14 protein-coding genes and 1 tRNA gene are annotated in these 14,855 nt (G+C 62.2%); 3 read left to right on the forward strand and 12 right to left on the reverse strand.

What is annotated here, in order from left to right; all coding sequences use genetic code 11:
* Positions 1-139 precede the first annotated feature (139 nt).
* The 12 genes from ASC78_RS19140 to ASC78_RS19195 form a co-directional block, all read right to left on the reverse strand.
* Positions 140-1,213: a polysaccharide biosynthesis/export family protein gene (locus tag ASC78_RS19140; protein ID WP_200934336.1), complete on the reverse strand. Its 1,074-nt coding sequence runs from the start codon at positions 1,211-1,213 to the stop codon at positions 140-142.
* A gap of 737 nt (positions 1,214-1,950) precedes the next feature.
* Positions 1,951-2,027 (reverse strand) — tRNA-Pro (locus ASC78_RS19145).
* 26 nt (positions 2,028-2,053) lie between these two features.
* On the reverse strand, positions 2,054-2,530 hold the full coding sequence (locus ASC78_RS19150) for a MerR family transcriptional regulator (protein ID WP_055804699.1): 477 nt from the start codon (positions 2,528-2,530) through the stop codon (positions 2,054-2,056).
* 65 nt (positions 2,531-2,595) lie between these two features.
* Positions 2,596-2,967, reverse strand: a complete 372-nt coding sequence (locus ASC78_RS19155) for an integration host factor subunit alpha (protein ID WP_055804702.1) — start codon at positions 2,965-2,967, stop codon at positions 2,596-2,598.
* A 5-nt stretch (positions 2,968-2,972) separates the two neighbouring features.
* The gene (gene pheT, locus ASC78_RS19160) at positions 2,973-5,414 is read right to left on the reverse strand and encodes a phenylalanine--tRNA ligase subunit beta (RefSeq protein WP_055804705.1); all 2,442 of its coding nucleotides are present in this window, start codon (positions 5,412-5,414) and stop codon (positions 2,973-2,975) included.
* A 41-nt stretch (positions 5,415-5,455) separates the two neighbouring features.
* A complete protein-coding gene (gene pheS / locus ASC78_RS19165; protein ID WP_055804708.1) occupies positions 5,456-6,532 on the reverse strand; it encodes a phenylalanine--tRNA ligase subunit alpha in 1,077 nt (358 codons plus the stop codon).
* Between the two features lie 117 nt (positions 6,533-6,649).
* A complete protein-coding gene (gene rplT, locus ASC78_RS19170; RefSeq protein WP_055804712.1) occupies positions 6,650-7,009 on the reverse strand; it encodes a 50S ribosomal protein L20 in 360 nt (119 codons plus the stop codon).
* 24 nt (positions 7,010-7,033) lie between these two features.
* Positions 7,034-7,237, reverse strand: coding sequence for a 50S ribosomal protein L35 (gene rpmI, locus ASC78_RS19175; protein WP_007832497.1), 204 nt, complete (start codon positions 7,235-7,237; stop codon positions 7,034-7,036).
* A 169-nt stretch (positions 7,238-7,406) separates the two neighbouring features.
* The gene (gene infC, locus ASC78_RS19180) at positions 7,407-8,027 is read right to left on the reverse strand and encodes a translation initiation factor IF-3 (RefSeq protein WP_082517596.1); all 621 of its coding nucleotides are present in this window, start codon (positions 8,025-8,027) and stop codon (positions 7,407-7,409) included.
* Between the two features lie 105 nt (positions 8,028-8,132).
* Positions 8,133-10,040: a threonine--tRNA ligase gene (thrS, locus tag ASC78_RS19185; RefSeq protein ID WP_055804717.1), complete on the reverse strand. Its 1,908-nt coding sequence runs from the start codon at positions 10,038-10,040 to the stop codon at positions 8,133-8,135.
* A 322-nt stretch (positions 10,041-10,362) separates the two neighbouring features.
* The gene (gene aceA, locus ASC78_RS19190) at positions 10,363-11,682 is read right to left on the reverse strand and encodes an isocitrate lyase (protein ID WP_055804720.1); all 1,320 of its coding nucleotides are present in this window, start codon (positions 11,680-11,682) and stop codon (positions 10,363-10,365) included.
* Positions 11,683-11,927: 245 nt separating this feature from the next.
* Complete coding sequence (locus tag ASC78_RS19195) at positions 11,928-12,353, reverse strand: gamma-glutamylcyclotransferase family protein (RefSeq protein ID WP_055805068.1); 426 nt, start codon at positions 12,351-12,353, stop codon at positions 11,928-11,930.
* Between the two features lie 38 nt (positions 12,354-12,391).
* Between ASC78_RS19195 and ASC78_RS19200 the strand changes: the two genes are divergently transcribed.
* The 3 genes from ASC78_RS19200 (at position 12,392) to ASC78_RS19210 (ending at position 14,789) form a co-directional block, all read left to right on the forward strand.
* Complete coding sequence (locus tag ASC78_RS19200) at positions 12,392-13,318, forward strand: DMT family transporter (RefSeq protein WP_055804723.1); 927 nt, start codon at positions 12,392-12,394, stop codon at positions 13,316-13,318.
* Positions 13,319-13,473: 155 nt separating this feature from the next.
* Positions 13,474-13,926 carry an SWIB/MDM2 domain-containing protein gene (locus ASC78_RS19205; RefSeq protein WP_055804724.1) on the forward strand — a complete coding sequence of 151 codons (453 nt, stop codon included), beginning with the start codon at positions 13,474-13,476 and terminating at the stop codon, positions 13,924-13,926.
* Between the two features lie 206 nt (positions 13,927-14,132).
* On the forward strand, positions 14,133-14,789 hold the full coding sequence (locus tag ASC78_RS19210) for a TetR/AcrR family transcriptional regulator (RefSeq protein ID WP_055804727.1): 657 nt from the start codon (positions 14,133-14,135) through the stop codon (positions 14,787-14,789).
* The last annotated feature ends 66 nt before the right edge of the window (positions 14,790-14,855 follow it).

A 14,855-nucleotide genomic window follows, 5' to 3' on the forward strand; every position in this document is an offset into this window, starting at 1 on the left:
GGCGTTCTGACCGCCAGTGGGCAGAGCGGCAATCGGCAAGGGCCTCCAAGTTCGACTTGAGAAAACTTGGCGAGCAACAAACAAAATTGGCCGGCGAGGCACAGCAAGACATGTTCACGACAGCTACCCCGGCCCGCTATCAGCGGAACCGATCCGCCGATTCGCTACCCAGATTCACCACCTGGGCCGCGGGCAATATCAAGCTGATCACGCGGTTCCACTTCACGAGTGGCACGGGGTCGATGTAGACCACGTCTTGCGCCTCCAGACTGAACTGCCTGGCCAGCACCATGGCGGCGGGGTTCTTGGCGTCCAGATGGAAGATCGCGGGCAAGCCCGTGGCACCCTGGCGAATCACGTAGATCTGGCCGGGATTGGAGGTGGTGAGCACCGGCCCGCCCGCTTCGCCCAGCGCTTCGTTCAGGTTGAGGCGACCGTTGCTCCGCACCGTGAGTGCCGATGGGCGCAAGATTTCGCCCATCACATACACCTTGGCGTCTTCGCGGTGGCCCACGCGAATGGTGTCGCCGCTCATCAAGGGAATGTCGTTGCCATCGCGGCCGGCTTCGCGCAGGCGTGTCAGGTTGATGTCGACGGACCTGCCATCGCGAACCAAAGTCACGTTCGCAAAGTTTCCGTTTGCGGTGATGCCACCGGCCCGGTTGATCGCTTCGGCCAGCGTCATGGGCAAGTCGGTGAAGATCTGCGAGCCCGGTGCGCGCACTTCGCCTTCTACGTAGGCGCGGCGGCTTCTGAACGACTGGATGCGCACCGTCACTTGGGGCTCGCGCACCTGGGTGACGATCAATTTGGAGATGAGTTCGCCGGCCTCGGCCTCGGTGAGCCCCGCAACCCTGACGCGACCAACGTACGGAAAGGCGATTTCGCCCGACGAATCAACAATGAACCCGGGCGCCACGCTAACGCCCGTGGGATCGGCCTGTTGCGAGATCACCGCCCCGGCATTCGGCAGCAGCTCGGGGTGGTCGTAAACGATGACGCCCACCACGTCTCCGGGGCCGATGGTGTAGCGCTGCGGCTTGCCGAATAGAGCCCCCACCTCTGGCGGTACGCTCTTGGGCGTCATTTTGGCCAGTGTGCGCACAAGGGCCGGGGTGATGGGGGTGATCCGGTCTTCGGGCGCTGCGTCGGGCAGGTACTGGAACTTGGGCGGCAGATCCTCGGCGCTCTGGTAGGGCTCTACGGTGCCCATGCCAGGCACGATGGCGCAGGCTTGAAGCAGGGAACCCACCAACAGAGCAGCGACAGATGCATATCTCACAAAAACGACCTCCGCTTTTTATTGCGCCTTCCGGCGAACATCTTGCTGAGGATTAGCTGTTCTTATTGCCTCCTCTTATTGAGGGCATCTTAGCTATTGTTGCCAAAAGGTTTCCCAAGGGAAAAGGGAACGCAATTACCGCGCCAGAATAGACAACATTACTTACGTTTTTGTAACCCACAATTTTACGAAAATGTGGTTAGCGATCAAGGTAGGAGGATTGAGGGGCGCCTGGAGACGTGGCGCCCCCATGGCCAGAGGGAAAAAAGCCGGTGGACGATGCGTGTCCCCCTGACCATCGCTGCGCTCGGTGGTTATTACGCACCGTTCCTAGCCGGCGTTTGGCAGGCAGTTGGGGGCAAAGTCCACCCAAAATTTGTCGTATTTCGACAACTAATTTTTGGGGCGCAAGCACTAGATTTACAAATAATAGCCGCTCAAAGTATTAGAGCTTTAATACATCAAAAGCAAACGGGGCGCACCCCGTTTTTTGGCAACGCGTACTTTTGTAATCGCAATTGCAATCTTTGCAGTTCGCGAATTTATCGGCTTTTTTTGAGCATTGGCTGCTCTTGAAGGCGCGCGCTGCGACTGATGGCGTCGTCCAAGAACAAAAAAAAAGCGGGTCAGAGCTTGTGGCTCTGACCCGCTTTTCTATCTGACGATATTGGTCGGTGTGAAAGGATTCGAACCTTCGACCCCTTGCACCCCATGCAAGTGCGCTACCAGGCTGCGCCACACACCGAAGCCCTCAATTATAGCCGGCGGAAATCACCGTCCGACGGTCAGGAGCTCACGAATTTCAAAAAGCTCGCGGCGCAAGTGCATCAGCTGCGATGGATCGACGGTGCGAGCGTCATGCTGGGGCTCTGGGCTGGGGGAGTCTTCGTCGTCCTGGTGCATGGCCGCGTCGAACTCTTCCTGGTCGATTTCGATGGCTTCCATGCCCTCGAGCGGGACGATGCCGGCCTTGCGGCGCTCGCGCTCGCCCTGCACGAGCTCTTGCAGCTTGTTGCGCGCGCCGCTGATGGTAAAGCCTTGGTCGTAGAGCAAGTCGCGGATGCGGCGAATCATGAGCACCTCATGGTGCTGGTAGTAGCGCCGGTTGCCGCGCCGCTTCATGGGGCGCAGTTGCGTGAACTCCTGCTCCCAATAGCGCAGCACGTGCGGCTTGACGCCGCACAGTTCGCCCACCTCACCAATGGTGAAGTAGCGTTTGACGGGAATGGGCGGGAGCGTTTTCTCCATTGAAATCAAGACCGTGCGCAGGAAACCTTAGAGATTACTCTACGCAGCCGCGCAGCGCCAAGCCCTTATTCGGCGCCCAGGCTCCACTCGACCTCTGAAGTGCCGCTGGGCTCGATGCTTCCGTGGATTTGTTCCTTGAGCTTGGCGCTGGCGTGAAAGGTGGCCACGCGCCGCTCGCCGATGGGAATGGCCTCGCCGGTGCGCGGATTGCGGCCCGGCCGCGGTGCCTTCACACGGATCTGGAAGTTGCCGAAGCCCGAAATCTTGACGTCGGTGCCCTCGATCAGGCTGTTGGCAATGAGGTCGAAAAAGGCTTCGACCATGTCCTTGGATTCGCGCTTGTTGAGGCCGATTTGCTCGAACAGCAAATCAGCCAGGTGCGCCTTGGTGAGTGCGGGCGTTTCGAGGGCCTCGAGCGTGAATTCCGCAGCGTTCATTCTCATCAACCTCTCAGGCGGGCGCCGAGTGTGGCGCTCAGTTGTTCGACGATGGCGCGCACGGCAGGTTCCACCTGTTCGTCGGTCAGCGTGGCGTTGTCGTCCTGAAAGCTGAGGCGAACCGCCATGCTCTTCTCGCCTGGCGCCAGGCCGCCCGATGCAGACACGGTGCCGTCGCGCGCAGGTTGCGGACGATAGATGTCGAACAGCGTGACGTCGCGCAGCAGCCCTTGCGCGGCGGCCGCCGATTGAATGGCCTGCATCAACGCATTGTGCGTGACGGATTCGGCCACCACCACGGCAATGTCGCGCTCCACGGCCTGATGCTTGGGTACCGGCTTGGCCACGGGCACGGGCCGCGCGGTGACGGCGTCGAGATCGAGTTCAAAAACCACGGGGGCCAGGGCAAAGTCCCACTTCTGGCGCCAGCGCGGATGCAGCTCGCCGACAAAGCCGATGGCCTTGCCGTCGATCAGCACGCGGGCGGAGCGGCCGGGGTGCAGGGCCGGGTGCTCGGCGGGCTCGAAGCTTGGCACCAGAGGTGCGAGCAGCGCTTCGACGTCGCCCTTGGCGTCGTAAAAATCGACGCGGTGCGGCTTGCCGTCCCAGCGCGCGTCTTCGGCGTCGCCCCAGGCAAGGCCGGCCACGCGCATGGGCTGGTGAACGCCGCGCACGGTGCTGTCGGTGGTGGCCACGCTGTCGTCGCGCATGAACACGCGGCCGGCTTCGAACACGCGCACGCGCGGGGCTTTGCGGTCGAGGTTGAACTTGAGCACCTGCAGCAGCGAGCCGATCAGCGACGAGCGCATCACGCTCATCTGGCTGGCGATGGGGTTCAGCAGCTTGACGGGGTTGGCATTGCCGGCAAGGTCTTGTTCCCAGTGCGCTTCAACAAAGCTGAAGTTGATGGTTTCCTGGTAGCCGAGCGCGGCCAGGCTGCGGCGCACTGCGAAGCGGCTGCGCTGGGCCTCGGGCCGCACGCGGGCGGTGATGGGCGCGAGCGGCGCGGTGGTCGGCAGGTTGTTGAAGCCGATGAGGCGCGCGACTTCTTCGATGAGGTCTTCTTCGATGAGCAGATCGAAGCGGTGCGGCGGCGGCGTGACGGTCAATGTGCCCTCGCCTTCGCCAAGGGCGAAACCGAGGCGGCGCAGTGCGTCGGCGCATTGCGCCTGCGTCAAAGGCATGCCGATGACGCGCGCAGCACGCGCCACGCGCAGCGTGACGGGCATGGCCTCGGGCACGTTCAAGATCTTGTCGTCCATGGCGCCGGCCTGGCCGCCGCAGATCTCGATGATGAGTTGCGTGATGCGCTCGATGATCTGCACCGTGCGGCTCGGATCGACGCCGCGCTCGTAGCGATGCCCGGCATCGGTCGAGAAGTTGAAGCGGCGCGAGCGGCCCTGCACGGCTTCGGGCCACCAGAAGGCGGCCTCGACGTAGATGTTGCGCGTGTCGTCGGACACCGAGGTGGCATCGCCGCCCATGATGCCGGCGAGCGATTCGACGGCCTCGTCGTCGGCAATCACGCCAACCTTGTCGTCGACGCTGATGGTGGCGCCGTTCAGCAGCTTGAGCTGTTCGCCCGCCTTGCCCCAGCGCACGGTGAGGCCACCGTGGATCTTGTCGAGGTCGAAAATGTGGCTGGGCTGGCCGTACTCGAACATGACGTAGTTCGAAATGTCGACCAGCGGCGTCACGCTGCGCTGGCCGCAGCGCGCAAGGCGATCGACCATCCACGCCGGCGTGGCCACCTTGGTGTTCACGCCGCGCACAATGCGGCCCGAAAAGCGGCCGCAGAGCTCGGGCGCTTCGACCTTCACCGGCAGCACGTCGGCAAACGATGGCGCAACGGGCGCAATGGCGGGGGTCTTGAGCGGCGCGCCGGTAAGGGCTGCAAGTTCGCGTGCAATGCCGTACACGCTCAGGCCATGGGCGAGATTGGGCGTGAGCTTGAGGGTGAGCAGTGCGTCGTCGAGCTTGAGCACGTCGCGCACGTCGGCGCCAATGGGCGCGTCGGCGTCGAGCTCGAGCAGGCCGCCGTGGTCTTCACTCAGCTGGAGCTCGCGGGCCGAGCACAGCATGCCCTGGCTTTCGACACCGCGCAGCTTGCCAAGCTTGATGAGAAAAGGCTTGCCGTCTTCACCGGGCGGCAGTTCGGCACCGACCAGCGCGCAGGGCACCTTGATGCCAACGCGCGCATTGGGTGCGCCGCACACGATGTTGAGCAAGGCGCCCTGCCCCACGTCGACCTGGCACACGCGCAGGCGATCGGCGTTGGGGTGTTGCACGGCTTCCTTGATCTCGCCAACCACGATGCGGCTGAAGGGCGGCGCGACGGGGCGGCGCTCTTCGACCTCGAAGCCGCCCATGGTGAGCGTTTCGGCCAGCTCGGCGCTGCCAAGGGGCGGATTGCAGAACTCGCGCAGCCAGGATTCCGGGAATTGCATCTCTTCGATCTCGTATTCGGTTTTTTTCTATGGATGGGTGCTTACTGGAACTGCGAGAGAAAGCGCAAGTCGCCGTCGAAGAACAGCCGCAAGTCGTTCACGCCGTAGCGCAGCATCGTGAGCCGGTCGGGCCCCATGCCAAAGGCAAAGCCGATGTAGCGCTCGGGGTCGAGGCCCATGTTGCGCACCACGTTCGGGTGCACCTGGCCCGAGCCCGCGACTTCGAGCCAACGGCCGGCCAAGGGGCCGCTCGCAAACTGGATGTCGATTTCGGCGCTGGGCTCGGTGAACGGAAAGAAGCTCGGGCGAAAGCGCAGCACGAGGTCGTCGCTTTCGAAGAAGGTGCGGCAGAAGTCGGTGAAGATGACCTTCAGGTCCTTGAAGCTCACGTTTTCGCCGAGCCACAGGCCTTCGCACTGGTGGAACATGGGCGAGTGCGTGGCGTCGCTGTCGACACGGTAAGTGCGGCCGGGTGCAATGACGCGGATCTCGGGCGCCTTGACGGCACCGGTGGTGTCGGCCGCAGCAGCCTCGAACTCGGCCGCGTATTTCTTGATGTGCTGATGCGCGTAGCGCACCTGCATTGGGCTGGTGTGCGGACGCAGGTTGTACGGAATGCCGTCGTCGCCGTTCAGGTCGACATAGAAGGTGTCCTGCATCGAACGCGCAGGATGGTTTGGCGGGTTGTTGAGCGAGGTGAAGCTGTGCCAGTCGCTCTCGATCTCGGGGCCGTCGGCCACGTCGAAACCCATGCTGGAGAAGATCTCTTCGATGCGCTCCAGGGTGCGGCTCACGGGGTGCAATCCGCCCGGAATGCGGCGGCGGCCGGGCAGGCTCACGTCGAGGGCTTCAGCGCGCAGTTGCAGCGAAAGCTCTTCGTCGGCCAGCTGCTGGCGGCGTTCGGTCAGCGAGGACTCGATGGCCTGCTTGGCCACGTTGATTGCGGCGCCGCGCGACTTTTTCTCGTCGACGCTGAGTGCGGCCATGCCCTTCATCAGCTCGGTGATGCGGCCCGACTTGCCGAGGAACTGCGCCTTGGCGTTCTCGAGCTCAGCGGGCGTTTTCGCTTCGGCGAAGGCGGCGCGTGCGGTGGCTACCAGGGAGTCCAACTCGTTCATAGCAACAGAAAATAGGCGGGGGAAATAAAAAAAGAGCTGGAGCCTTTTCAAGCGCCAGCCCTTGTGTCGTGGGCGCAGGAGGCCGCCAATGAAGGCGGCCGCCCTTGCTTTACAGGATCAAGCAGCCAGCTTGGCCTTGACCTGCTCCACGATGCCGGCAAAAGCGGCCTTGTCGTGCACTGCGATGTCCGCAAGCATCTTGCGGTCGATCTCGATTCCGGCCTTGCGGATGCCGTTTGCGAACTGGCTGTAGGTCAGGCCCAGTTCACGCGAGGCGGCGTTGATACGCGCGATCCACAGTTGACGGAAAACGCGCTTCTTGTTGCGGCGGTCACGGTAGGCATATTGCCCAGCCTTCATTACCGCCTGTTTGGCGATGCGGAAGACATTACCGCGGCGACCACGGAAACCCTTGGCGAGTGCGAGAACTTTCTTGTGGCGGGCGCGAGCCGTTACACCACGTTTGACGCGAGGCATGTGTGTACTCCTTGTTCGTCTGAGTTAAATGCCACGGCCGGGCAGCATGGCGGCGACAGAAACCATGTTGGTTTCATGCACTGCGACTGCACCACGGAGGTGACGCTTGTTCTTGGTGGTCTTCTTCGTCAAGATGTGACGCTTGAAGGCTTGACCGCGCTTGACGGTGCCACCGGGACGAACGCGGAAACGTTTTTTCGCGCTGCTCTTGGTCTTCATTTTGGGCATATGAATGCTCCTTTAGTTTGTGCTCGTGAGGCGCCGCGGATACTCCACGGACTTGTTGGCCCCGAGACACTTCTTTATCTCGCCCCTGCCTGCCCTTCTTGCGAAGCGCCGGCAACGGCGAAATTCTTTAAACCCTGCTAACTGACTCTCTCTAGCCCGGCCAGCCTTTTCAGGCTGCCGCGGGCGCCGACGACGTTTCCGTCGACGCGGGCTTGGCGGCACCACCGCCACCCGGCTTCTTGCGGCCCGGAGCGATCATCATGATCATCTGCCGGCCTTCGAGCTTGGGGAACTGCTCGACGACGATCAGGTCGGCCAGCTCATCGCGAATGCGCTGCAGCAAGGCCAGACCGAGCTCCTGGTGCGTGATCTCGCGGCCGCGGAAGCGCAGCGTGATCTTGCATTTGTCGCCCTCTTCAAGAAAGCGCTTGATGTTGCGCATCTTGATGTTGTAGTCGCCATCGTCGGTACCGGGGCGGAACTTGATTTCCTTGACCTCGATGACCTTCTGCTTCGACTTCGCCTCGGCCGCTTTCTTCTGCTCGTGGTACTTGAACTTGCCGTACTCGATCAGGCGGCACACTGGCGGATTGGCCGCGGCAACGACCTCTACCAGATCCACGTCAGCCTCACCGGCAAGGCGCAAGGCCTCGGAGAGACTCATAACACCCATTGGCTCGTTTTCCGGGCCTACAAGGCGGACTTCCGGGGCCATGATTTCCCGGTTCAGGCGGTGTTGGCGTTCCTCGCGGTGGCGGCGGTCGCGAAATGCAGTAGCGATGGTCAGAATCCTTCAAAAGATGCTACAAAATCTGTAGCGGAAGCCGGGTCAGTCCTCGCGGACAAGCGGCATGATTTGGTCGAGAAACACAAGTTGGGGTGCTTCAGGGACTAATCAACGCTTGTCAGCAACATCCTGGTCGAGCCGCTGCTTGAACGATTCGAGGGACATTGCACCGAGGTCTTGATTGCCCCGGGCGCGCACTGCGACGGCACCAGCTTCCTTCTCTTTGTCGCCTACGACGAGGATATAGGGAAGCTTTTGCAACGAATGCTTGCGTATTTTATACGTTATCTTCTCGTTGTGCAGATCCAGCTGAACCCTAAGCCCTTGATTCTGCAGCGTTTTAGCCACTGAAGCAGCGTAGTCGGCCTGCCCTTCGCTGATATTGAGCACCGCCACCTGCACCGGAGCGAGCCATGCGGGCAGTGCGCCAGCGTGGTGTTCGATCAGCATGCCGATGAAGCGCTCCAGGCTGCCCACGATGGCGCGGTGCAGCATGACGGGGTGTGCGCGGCCGCTCGACTCCGTGACGTATTCGCCGCCCAGGCGCTCTGCCGTGTTGAAGTCGACCTGCATCGTGCCGCACTGCCACTGGCGGCCCAGCGCGTCCTTCAGCGTGTATTCGATCTTGGGGCCGTAGAAGGCGCCGTCGCCGGGCGAGATGATGAAGTCGACGCCTGAACGGCGCAGCGCCTCCATGACAGCATGCTCGGCCTTGTCCCACAGCTCGTCAGAGCCGACGCGGTTGTCGGGCCGCGTGGCCACCTTGTAGAGGATGTCCGTGAAGCCGAAGTCGGCGTAGACCTTCTGCAGCTGCTCCGTGTAGGCGATGCATTCATCGAGGATCTGGTCTTCGGTGCAGAAGATGTGGCCGTCGTCCTGCGTGAAGCCGCGCACACGCATGATGCCGTGCAGCGCGCCGCTGGGTTCGTTGCGGTGGCACTGGCCAAACTCGCCGTAGCGCAGCGGCAGGTCGCGGTAGCTGCGCAGGTCGCTCTTGAAGATGAGCACGTGGCCGGGGCAGTTCATCGGCTTGAGCGCGTATTCGCGCTTTTCCGACTCCGTCGTGAACATGTTGTCGCGGTAGTTCTGCCAGTGGCCCGTTTTCTCCCACAGGCTCTTGTCGAGGATCTGCGGGCCCTTCACTTCCCAGTAGCCCGTGTCGCGGTAGATGCCGCGCATGTACTGCTCCACGGCCTGCCACACGGCCCAGCCCTTGGGGTGCCAGAACACCACGCCCGGCGCCACTTCGTCGATGTGGAACAGGTCGAGTTCCTTGCCCAGCTTGCGGTGGTCGCGCTTCTCGGCTTCTTCGATGCGCTGGATGTACTGGTCGAGCTGCTTCTTGTCGGCCCAGGCCGTGCCGTAAACGCGCTGCAGCTGCTCGTTCTTGGCGTCTCCGCGCCAGTAGGCGCCGGCCAGCTTCGTGAGCTTGAAGACCTTCAGGAAGCGCGTGTTCGGCACGTGCGGGCCGCGGCACATGTCGACGTATTCCTGGTGGTAGTAGAGGCCCATGGCCTGCTCGTCGGGCATGTCTTCGACCAGGCGCAGCTTGTAGTCTTCGCCGCGCGACTTGAAGACCTCGATGACTTCGGCACGCGGCGTCATCTTCTTGACCACGTCGTAGTCCTGCGCAATCAGCTCCTTCATGCGCGCCTCGATGGCGGCCATGTCTTCGGGCGTGAAGGGGCGCTCGTACGAGATGTCGTAATAAAAGCCCTCCTCGATCACCGGCCCGATGACCATCTTGGCCGTCGGGTAGAGCTGCTTCACGGCGTGGCCGACCAGGTGGGCCGTCGAGTGGCGGATGATCTCCAGGCCCTCGTCGTCCTTGGGCGTGATGATCTGGAGTTTGGCGTCGCGGTCGATGACGTCGCTGGCATCGACGAGCTTGCCGTCGACCTTGCCGGCCACCGTCATCTTGGCGAGCCCGGGTCCGATGGACTGGGCAACTTGGGCCACCGAAACCGGGCCTGGGAACTCGCGGCGCGAGTTGTCGGGAAGCGTGATCTGGATCATGAAAAACCTCGGGGCAGAAAAACAAAAAGCGCGGTGACTGGCCGCGCTTTGCTTGGTTTGGGAGCTGGCAGAAACCAGCGAGCGCGGGCTACCGGCCCTTTCCTTCGGAGACGAAGAAAAAGCCGCTGAATCCTTGCGGAGTAGTTCGCGGTGTCATAACCAAGGTGCCTTTCTCGCTCTTGTTGGGTGCAGAGAGCCGCAATTCTATCCGGTGGCCGCTCAGGCCATCGGCTGCCGGGTTTTGCGACGCCCCACAAAAAAAGCCCGGCACTAGGCCGGGCTGGATGGTGACAGCGAATCGTCTGTTCAGGCGATCAGCGGGTCAGTGGAACTGTTCTTCCTCGGTCGAACCGGTCAGCGCCGTGACGCTGGACTTGCCGCCCTGGATGACGGTGGTCACCTCGTCGAAGTAACCGGTGCCCACTTCCTGCTGGTGCGAGACGAAGGTGTAGCCGCGGTCGCGCGCTGCGAACTCGGGCTCTTGCACCTTTTCGACGTAGGCCGACATGCCGCGCTGCACGTAATCTTGTGCGAGGTCGAACATGTTGAACCACATCGAGTGGATGCCGGCCAGCGTGATGAACTGGTACTTGTAGCCCATGGCGCCCAGTTCCTTCTGGAACTTGGCAATGGTGGCGTCGTCGAGGTTCTTCTTCCAGTTGAACGAGGGCGAGCAGTTGTAGGCCAGCATCTTGCCGGGGTGCACCTTGTGCACGGCTTCGGCGAACTTGCGGGCGAACTCGAGGTCGGGCGTGCCGGTTTCGCACCACACCAGGTCGGCGTAGTACGCATAGGCGACGGCGCGGCTGATGGCCTGGTCCATGCCCTTCTTCGTCTTGTAGAAGCCTTCGGCGGTGCGCTCACCGGTGAGGAACGGCTTGTCGTTCTCGTCGTAGTCGCTGGTGATGAGGTCGGCTGCTTCGGCGTCGGTGCGGGCAATCACGAGCGTCGGCGTGCCGCAGACGTCGGCCGCCATGCGTGCGGCGACGAGCTTTTGCACCGCTTCGGTCGTCGGCACGAGCACCTTGCCGCCCATGTGGCCGCACTTCTTGACCGAGGCGAGCTGGTCTTCGAAGTGCACGCCGCCGGCGCCGGCCTTGATCATGGCCTTCATCAGTTCGAAACCGTTCAGCACGCCGCCAAAACCGGCTTCAGCGTCTGCAACGATGGGCGCGAAGTAGTCGACATAGCCCTTGTCGCCGGGGTTCACGTTCTTGGACCACTGGATTTCGTCCGCGCGGCGGAAGGTGTTGTTGATGCGCTCGACCACGGTCGGCACCGAGTCCACCGGGTACAGCGATTGGTCCGGGTACATGGCCGAATAGGTGTTGGCGTCCGCGGCAACCTGCCAGCCCGACAGGTAGATGGCCTTCACGCCGGCCTTCACCTGCTGCATGGCCTGGCCGCCCGTGAGCGCGCCGAGGCAATTGACGTAGGGCTCGTTGTTCACCAGCTCCCAGAGCTTCTCTGCACCGCGGCGGGCCAGCGTGTGCTCGATGGGGAACGAGCCGCGAAGGCGCACCACGTCGGCGGCGCTGTAGCCGCGCTTGATGCCCTTCCAGCGGGGATTGGTGGCCCATTCTTTCTCGAGGGCGGCAATTTGCTGTTCGCGGCTCAGTTGTTCGGTGAGGGTCTGGGGCATGGTCACTCCGTGAGGTTGATTGAAAGATGGGCGCTGCGGCCGTGGAGTCACTGTAAACCGATCTTGGACTCTTATGTCTTATAGAAGACATATTTTTATCCCATGAAAATCAACGGCTTACGGATGTATTTCTCAATGCAAAATTATTTTTCTCATATCGAGAAAAAATATTGCGGCGCAGCAGTCGCTCATTTCACGATATGCAATGAGGATTTCAGGCGTGAAAACGAGGCCTGGAATTGGTCTTACCTTGCAGCCGCGTGCGCGATCCAGTCGCCGCTCCGGATAACGGCACGCCCTGCAATGCGTGACAGATGGATCTCGTAGACCAGGCATTCGAACTGCTGCGCGCCAGCTTCCACCATCACAGTGCGCCTGATGTATTCGCCGGCGTCGTCGGCAACTTCTTCGAGCACGTCGAGTGCCACTTCCACCTCGGGCTCGATGCGGTAGATCTCGCCCACCACGCGCCGCTTGCCGCCCAGCACCACGCCGGGATAGGCGCCCAGGTCGTACAGCGTGCCCGCAATGACGGCATCGGTCACGAAAAAGGGTTCGGGACGGAAGCGCGCGATGTCGTTGCGCCCGCCGCGTCGCAGCGTGCCGTAGACGAACACGTGACGCACGGTGTGTGCGCCCGGCAGGCCAACGGATTTCGGCGATTGCGGCATCATTGAATCCATCGTCCCACAACAAAGCATCGAGTCTATTGAACACCGCCGTCCCCGCCTCCAGCCGCCTCGTCGCCTACGGCTGCCTGGCCTTGAGCATGTCGCTCGTCGGCGGTTATGTCGCCCTCTCCAAACCACTGGTCGCCGTCTTCCCGGTGCTGCTGCTCGCATGGCTTCGCTTCGGCATTGCCGCGCTCGCCATGCCGCACTGGCTGCAGCGCCCGCCGGGCGAACCGCCCATGAGCGGTCGCACGCGCGGCCTGGTCTTTCTCGAATCGTTTCTCGGCAACTTTCTGTTCTCGATCTGCATGCTGTTCGGCGTGAGCCTCACGAGCGCGGTGTCGGCCGGCGTGATCATGGCGTCCATGCCGGCGGCCGTGGCGGTTGCGAGTTGGCTCTTCCTGCGCGAGCGCATCACGGTGCGCATCGGCCTGGCAATCGGCTGCGCGGCGATCGGCATCGGGCTGCTCGCACTTGCGCCTGCGCACGTCCAAGCCAACGCTGAAGGCTCTTCGCGCTCGTCCATGCCCTGGCTCGGCAATCTGCTGGTGTTCTGCGCGGTGCTGTGCGAGACAGCTTATGCGGTGATCGGCAAGTCGCTCACCGGCCGGCTCGGGCCCAAACGGATCTCGTCGCTCATCAACCTGTGGGGCTTCGTGCTGTCGATGCCCTTCGGCATCTGGTTCGCATTGCAGTTCGACTTCTCTGCCGTGCGCATCGGCACTTGGGCCTTGCTCGTGGTCTACGCGCTTGCCGCAAGCATCTGGACGGTGTGGCTCTGGATGACGGGCCTACGCCACGTGCCCGCTGCGCAAGCGGGAGTTTTCGCGGTGATGCTGCCCGTGAGCGCAGCGCTGGTTGGCGTGCTGGTGCTTGGCGAGAGCCTCTCTTGGGCACAGCTCATTGCATTCGCTCTTGCGCTCACTGGTGTGGTGCTGGCGACGTGGCCCGAACGCCGAAGCTGAAAACCTCGGGTTCTCCCCTCTGAAAAAACAACAGCTCCCAATGAAAAAACCACTTTTTCCCTTGGAAACGCGTTTTTTCTCCTTTAGCATCCGCAATGCCACTGGAGACGCAAGTTTTTCATTGGTGAACGTTCAACCAAAAAAGGAAATCAACCATGGCAACTGCAAAGAAGGCTCCGGCCAAGAAAGCTCCGGCAAAGAAAGCCGCTCCCGCTAAGAAGGCTGCGGCTCCTGCGAAGAAGGCTGCACCGGCCAAGAAGGCTGCTGCTCCCGCAAAGAAGGCTGCCGCTCCTGCGAAGAAGGCTGCTGCTCCGGCAAAGAAGGCTGCTCCTGCAAAGAAGGCCGCTCCCGCCAAGAAGCGCACGCCCAACGCCGCGTTCATGAAGGCCCTGACCCCCAGCCCGGCACTCGCCGCTGTGGTCGGTTCGACGCCTCTGCCGCGCACCGCCGTCGTGAGCAAGCTGTGGGACTACATCAAGAAGAACAACCTTCAAGACAAGGCCAACAAGCGCAACATCAACGCCGACGCCAAGCTGAAGGAAATCTTCGGCAAGCCGCAAGTCTCGATGTTCGAACTGGCTGCGCTGATCGGCAAGCACGTCAAGTAAGCGCTCGGGCACTGCGCGTTCATCGCGCTCCCGAATCAAAAAGCCGGCACATGCCGGCTTTTTTTTGCCCGGACCCGCCTGCGTTGCAGCAGACCGGTTGTGATGTACTCACGAGAAGTCGAACCTCAGCTGCAAATGTCTCCGGCAATTCTGTGCGTCCGCTCTCAACGCCTTGCGTTAATTCACCAACTGGTTAAATTCGCGCCATGAAAGCCCCCAAGGATCTCCCACCCGAAATCGCCGAACCGCGCTCGCGCGACGCCGATCGCTCGCAACTCGCGATTCTTGCGTCGGCGCGCGACGAGTTTTCCGAACGAGGCCTGGCCGGCGCGCGCATGGACAGCATCGCGGCGCGCGCAGGCCTGAACAAGCGACTCATCTACTATTACTTCGGCAGCAAGGACGACCTGTTCCTGGCTGTGCTCGAGCGCACCTATGCCGACATCCGCCAGGCCGAACAGCAGCTGCACCTGGATGAAATGGACCCGGTCGAGGCCATTCGCCAGCTAGTCTCTTTCACCTGGCACTACTACCTGGAGCACCCCGAGTTCATCACGCTGCTGAACAGCGAGAACCTGCATTGCGCCGAGCATCTCAAGCGGTCCGAGCGCATCCAGGAAATGAACTCGCCGCTGGTGCAGCTGCTCGATACGGTGCTTGAGCGCGGCAAGCGCGACAAGCTGTTCCGCGCCGGCGTCGACCCGGTGCAGCTGTACATCTCGATCGCTTCGCTCTGCTACTTCTACCTGTCGAACAACCACACGCTTTCGGCCGTCTTCGGCCGTGACTTGCGCGCGCCCAAGGCCATGGCGCAGCGCCTCTCGCACATGACCGACCTCGTGCTGGGCTACGTGCTGCACTGAGCCCTCCGGGCGCCTTCCTGCATCTCCGGGTATGTACCAATCCGCAGCGGTTGCGCTGCGGCGGCA

It is taken from the genome of Variovorax sp. Root318D1 (assembly GCF_001424835.1).
In the GTDB taxonomy this organism is placed as follows: Bacteria; Pseudomonadota; Gammaproteobacteria; order Burkholderiales; family Burkholderiaceae_C; genus Variovorax.

Bases quoted from the DNA above. Each gene is read 5' to 3' on its own strand.
- ASC78_RS19140 (WP_200934336.1), bottom strand. From the start codon at position 1,213: ATGGGCACCGTAGAGCCCTACCAGAGCGCCGAGGATCTGCCGCCCAAG.
- ASC78_RS19150 (WP_055804699.1), bottom strand. From the start codon at position 2,530: ATGGAGAAAACGCTCCCGCCCATTCCCGTCAAACGCTACTTCACCATT.
- ASC78_RS19155 (WP_055804702.1), bottom strand. From the start codon at position 2,967: ATGAACGCTGCGGAATTCACGCTCGAGGCCCTCGAAACGCCCGCACTC.
- pheT (WP_055804705.1), bottom strand. From the start codon at position 5,414: ATGCAATTCCCGGAATCCTGGCTGCGCGAGTTCTGCAATCCGCCCCTT.
- pheS (WP_055804708.1), bottom strand. From the start codon at position 6,532: ATGAACGAGTTGGACTCCCTGGTAGCCACCGCACGCGCCGCCTTCGCC.
- rplT (WP_055804712.1), bottom strand. From the start codon at position 7,009: ATGCCTCGCGTCAAACGTGGTGTAACGGCTCGCGCCCGCCACAAGAAA.
- rpmI (WP_007832497.1), bottom strand. From the start codon at position 7,237: ATGCCCAAAATGAAGACCAAGAGCAGCGCGAAAAAACGTTTCCGCGTT.
- thrS (WP_055804717.1), bottom strand. From the start codon at position 10,040: ATGATCCAGATCACGCTTCCCGACAACTCGCGCCGCGAGTTCCCAGGC.
- aceA (WP_055804720.1), bottom strand. From the start codon at position 11,682: ATGCCCCAGACCCTCACCGAACAACTGAGCCGCGAACAGCAAATTGCC.
- ASC78_RS19195 (WP_055805068.1), bottom strand. From the start codon at position 12,353: ATGCCGCAATCGCCGAAATCCGTTGGCCTGCCGGGCGCACACACCGTG.
- ASC78_RS19205 (WP_055804724.1), top strand. From the start codon at position 13,474: ATGGCAACTGCAAAGAAGGCTCCGGCCAAGAAAGCTCCGGCAAAGAAA.
- ASC78_RS19210 (WP_055804727.1), top strand. From the start codon at position 14,133: ATGAAAGCCCCCAAGGATCTCCCACCCGAAATCGCCGAACCGCGCTCG.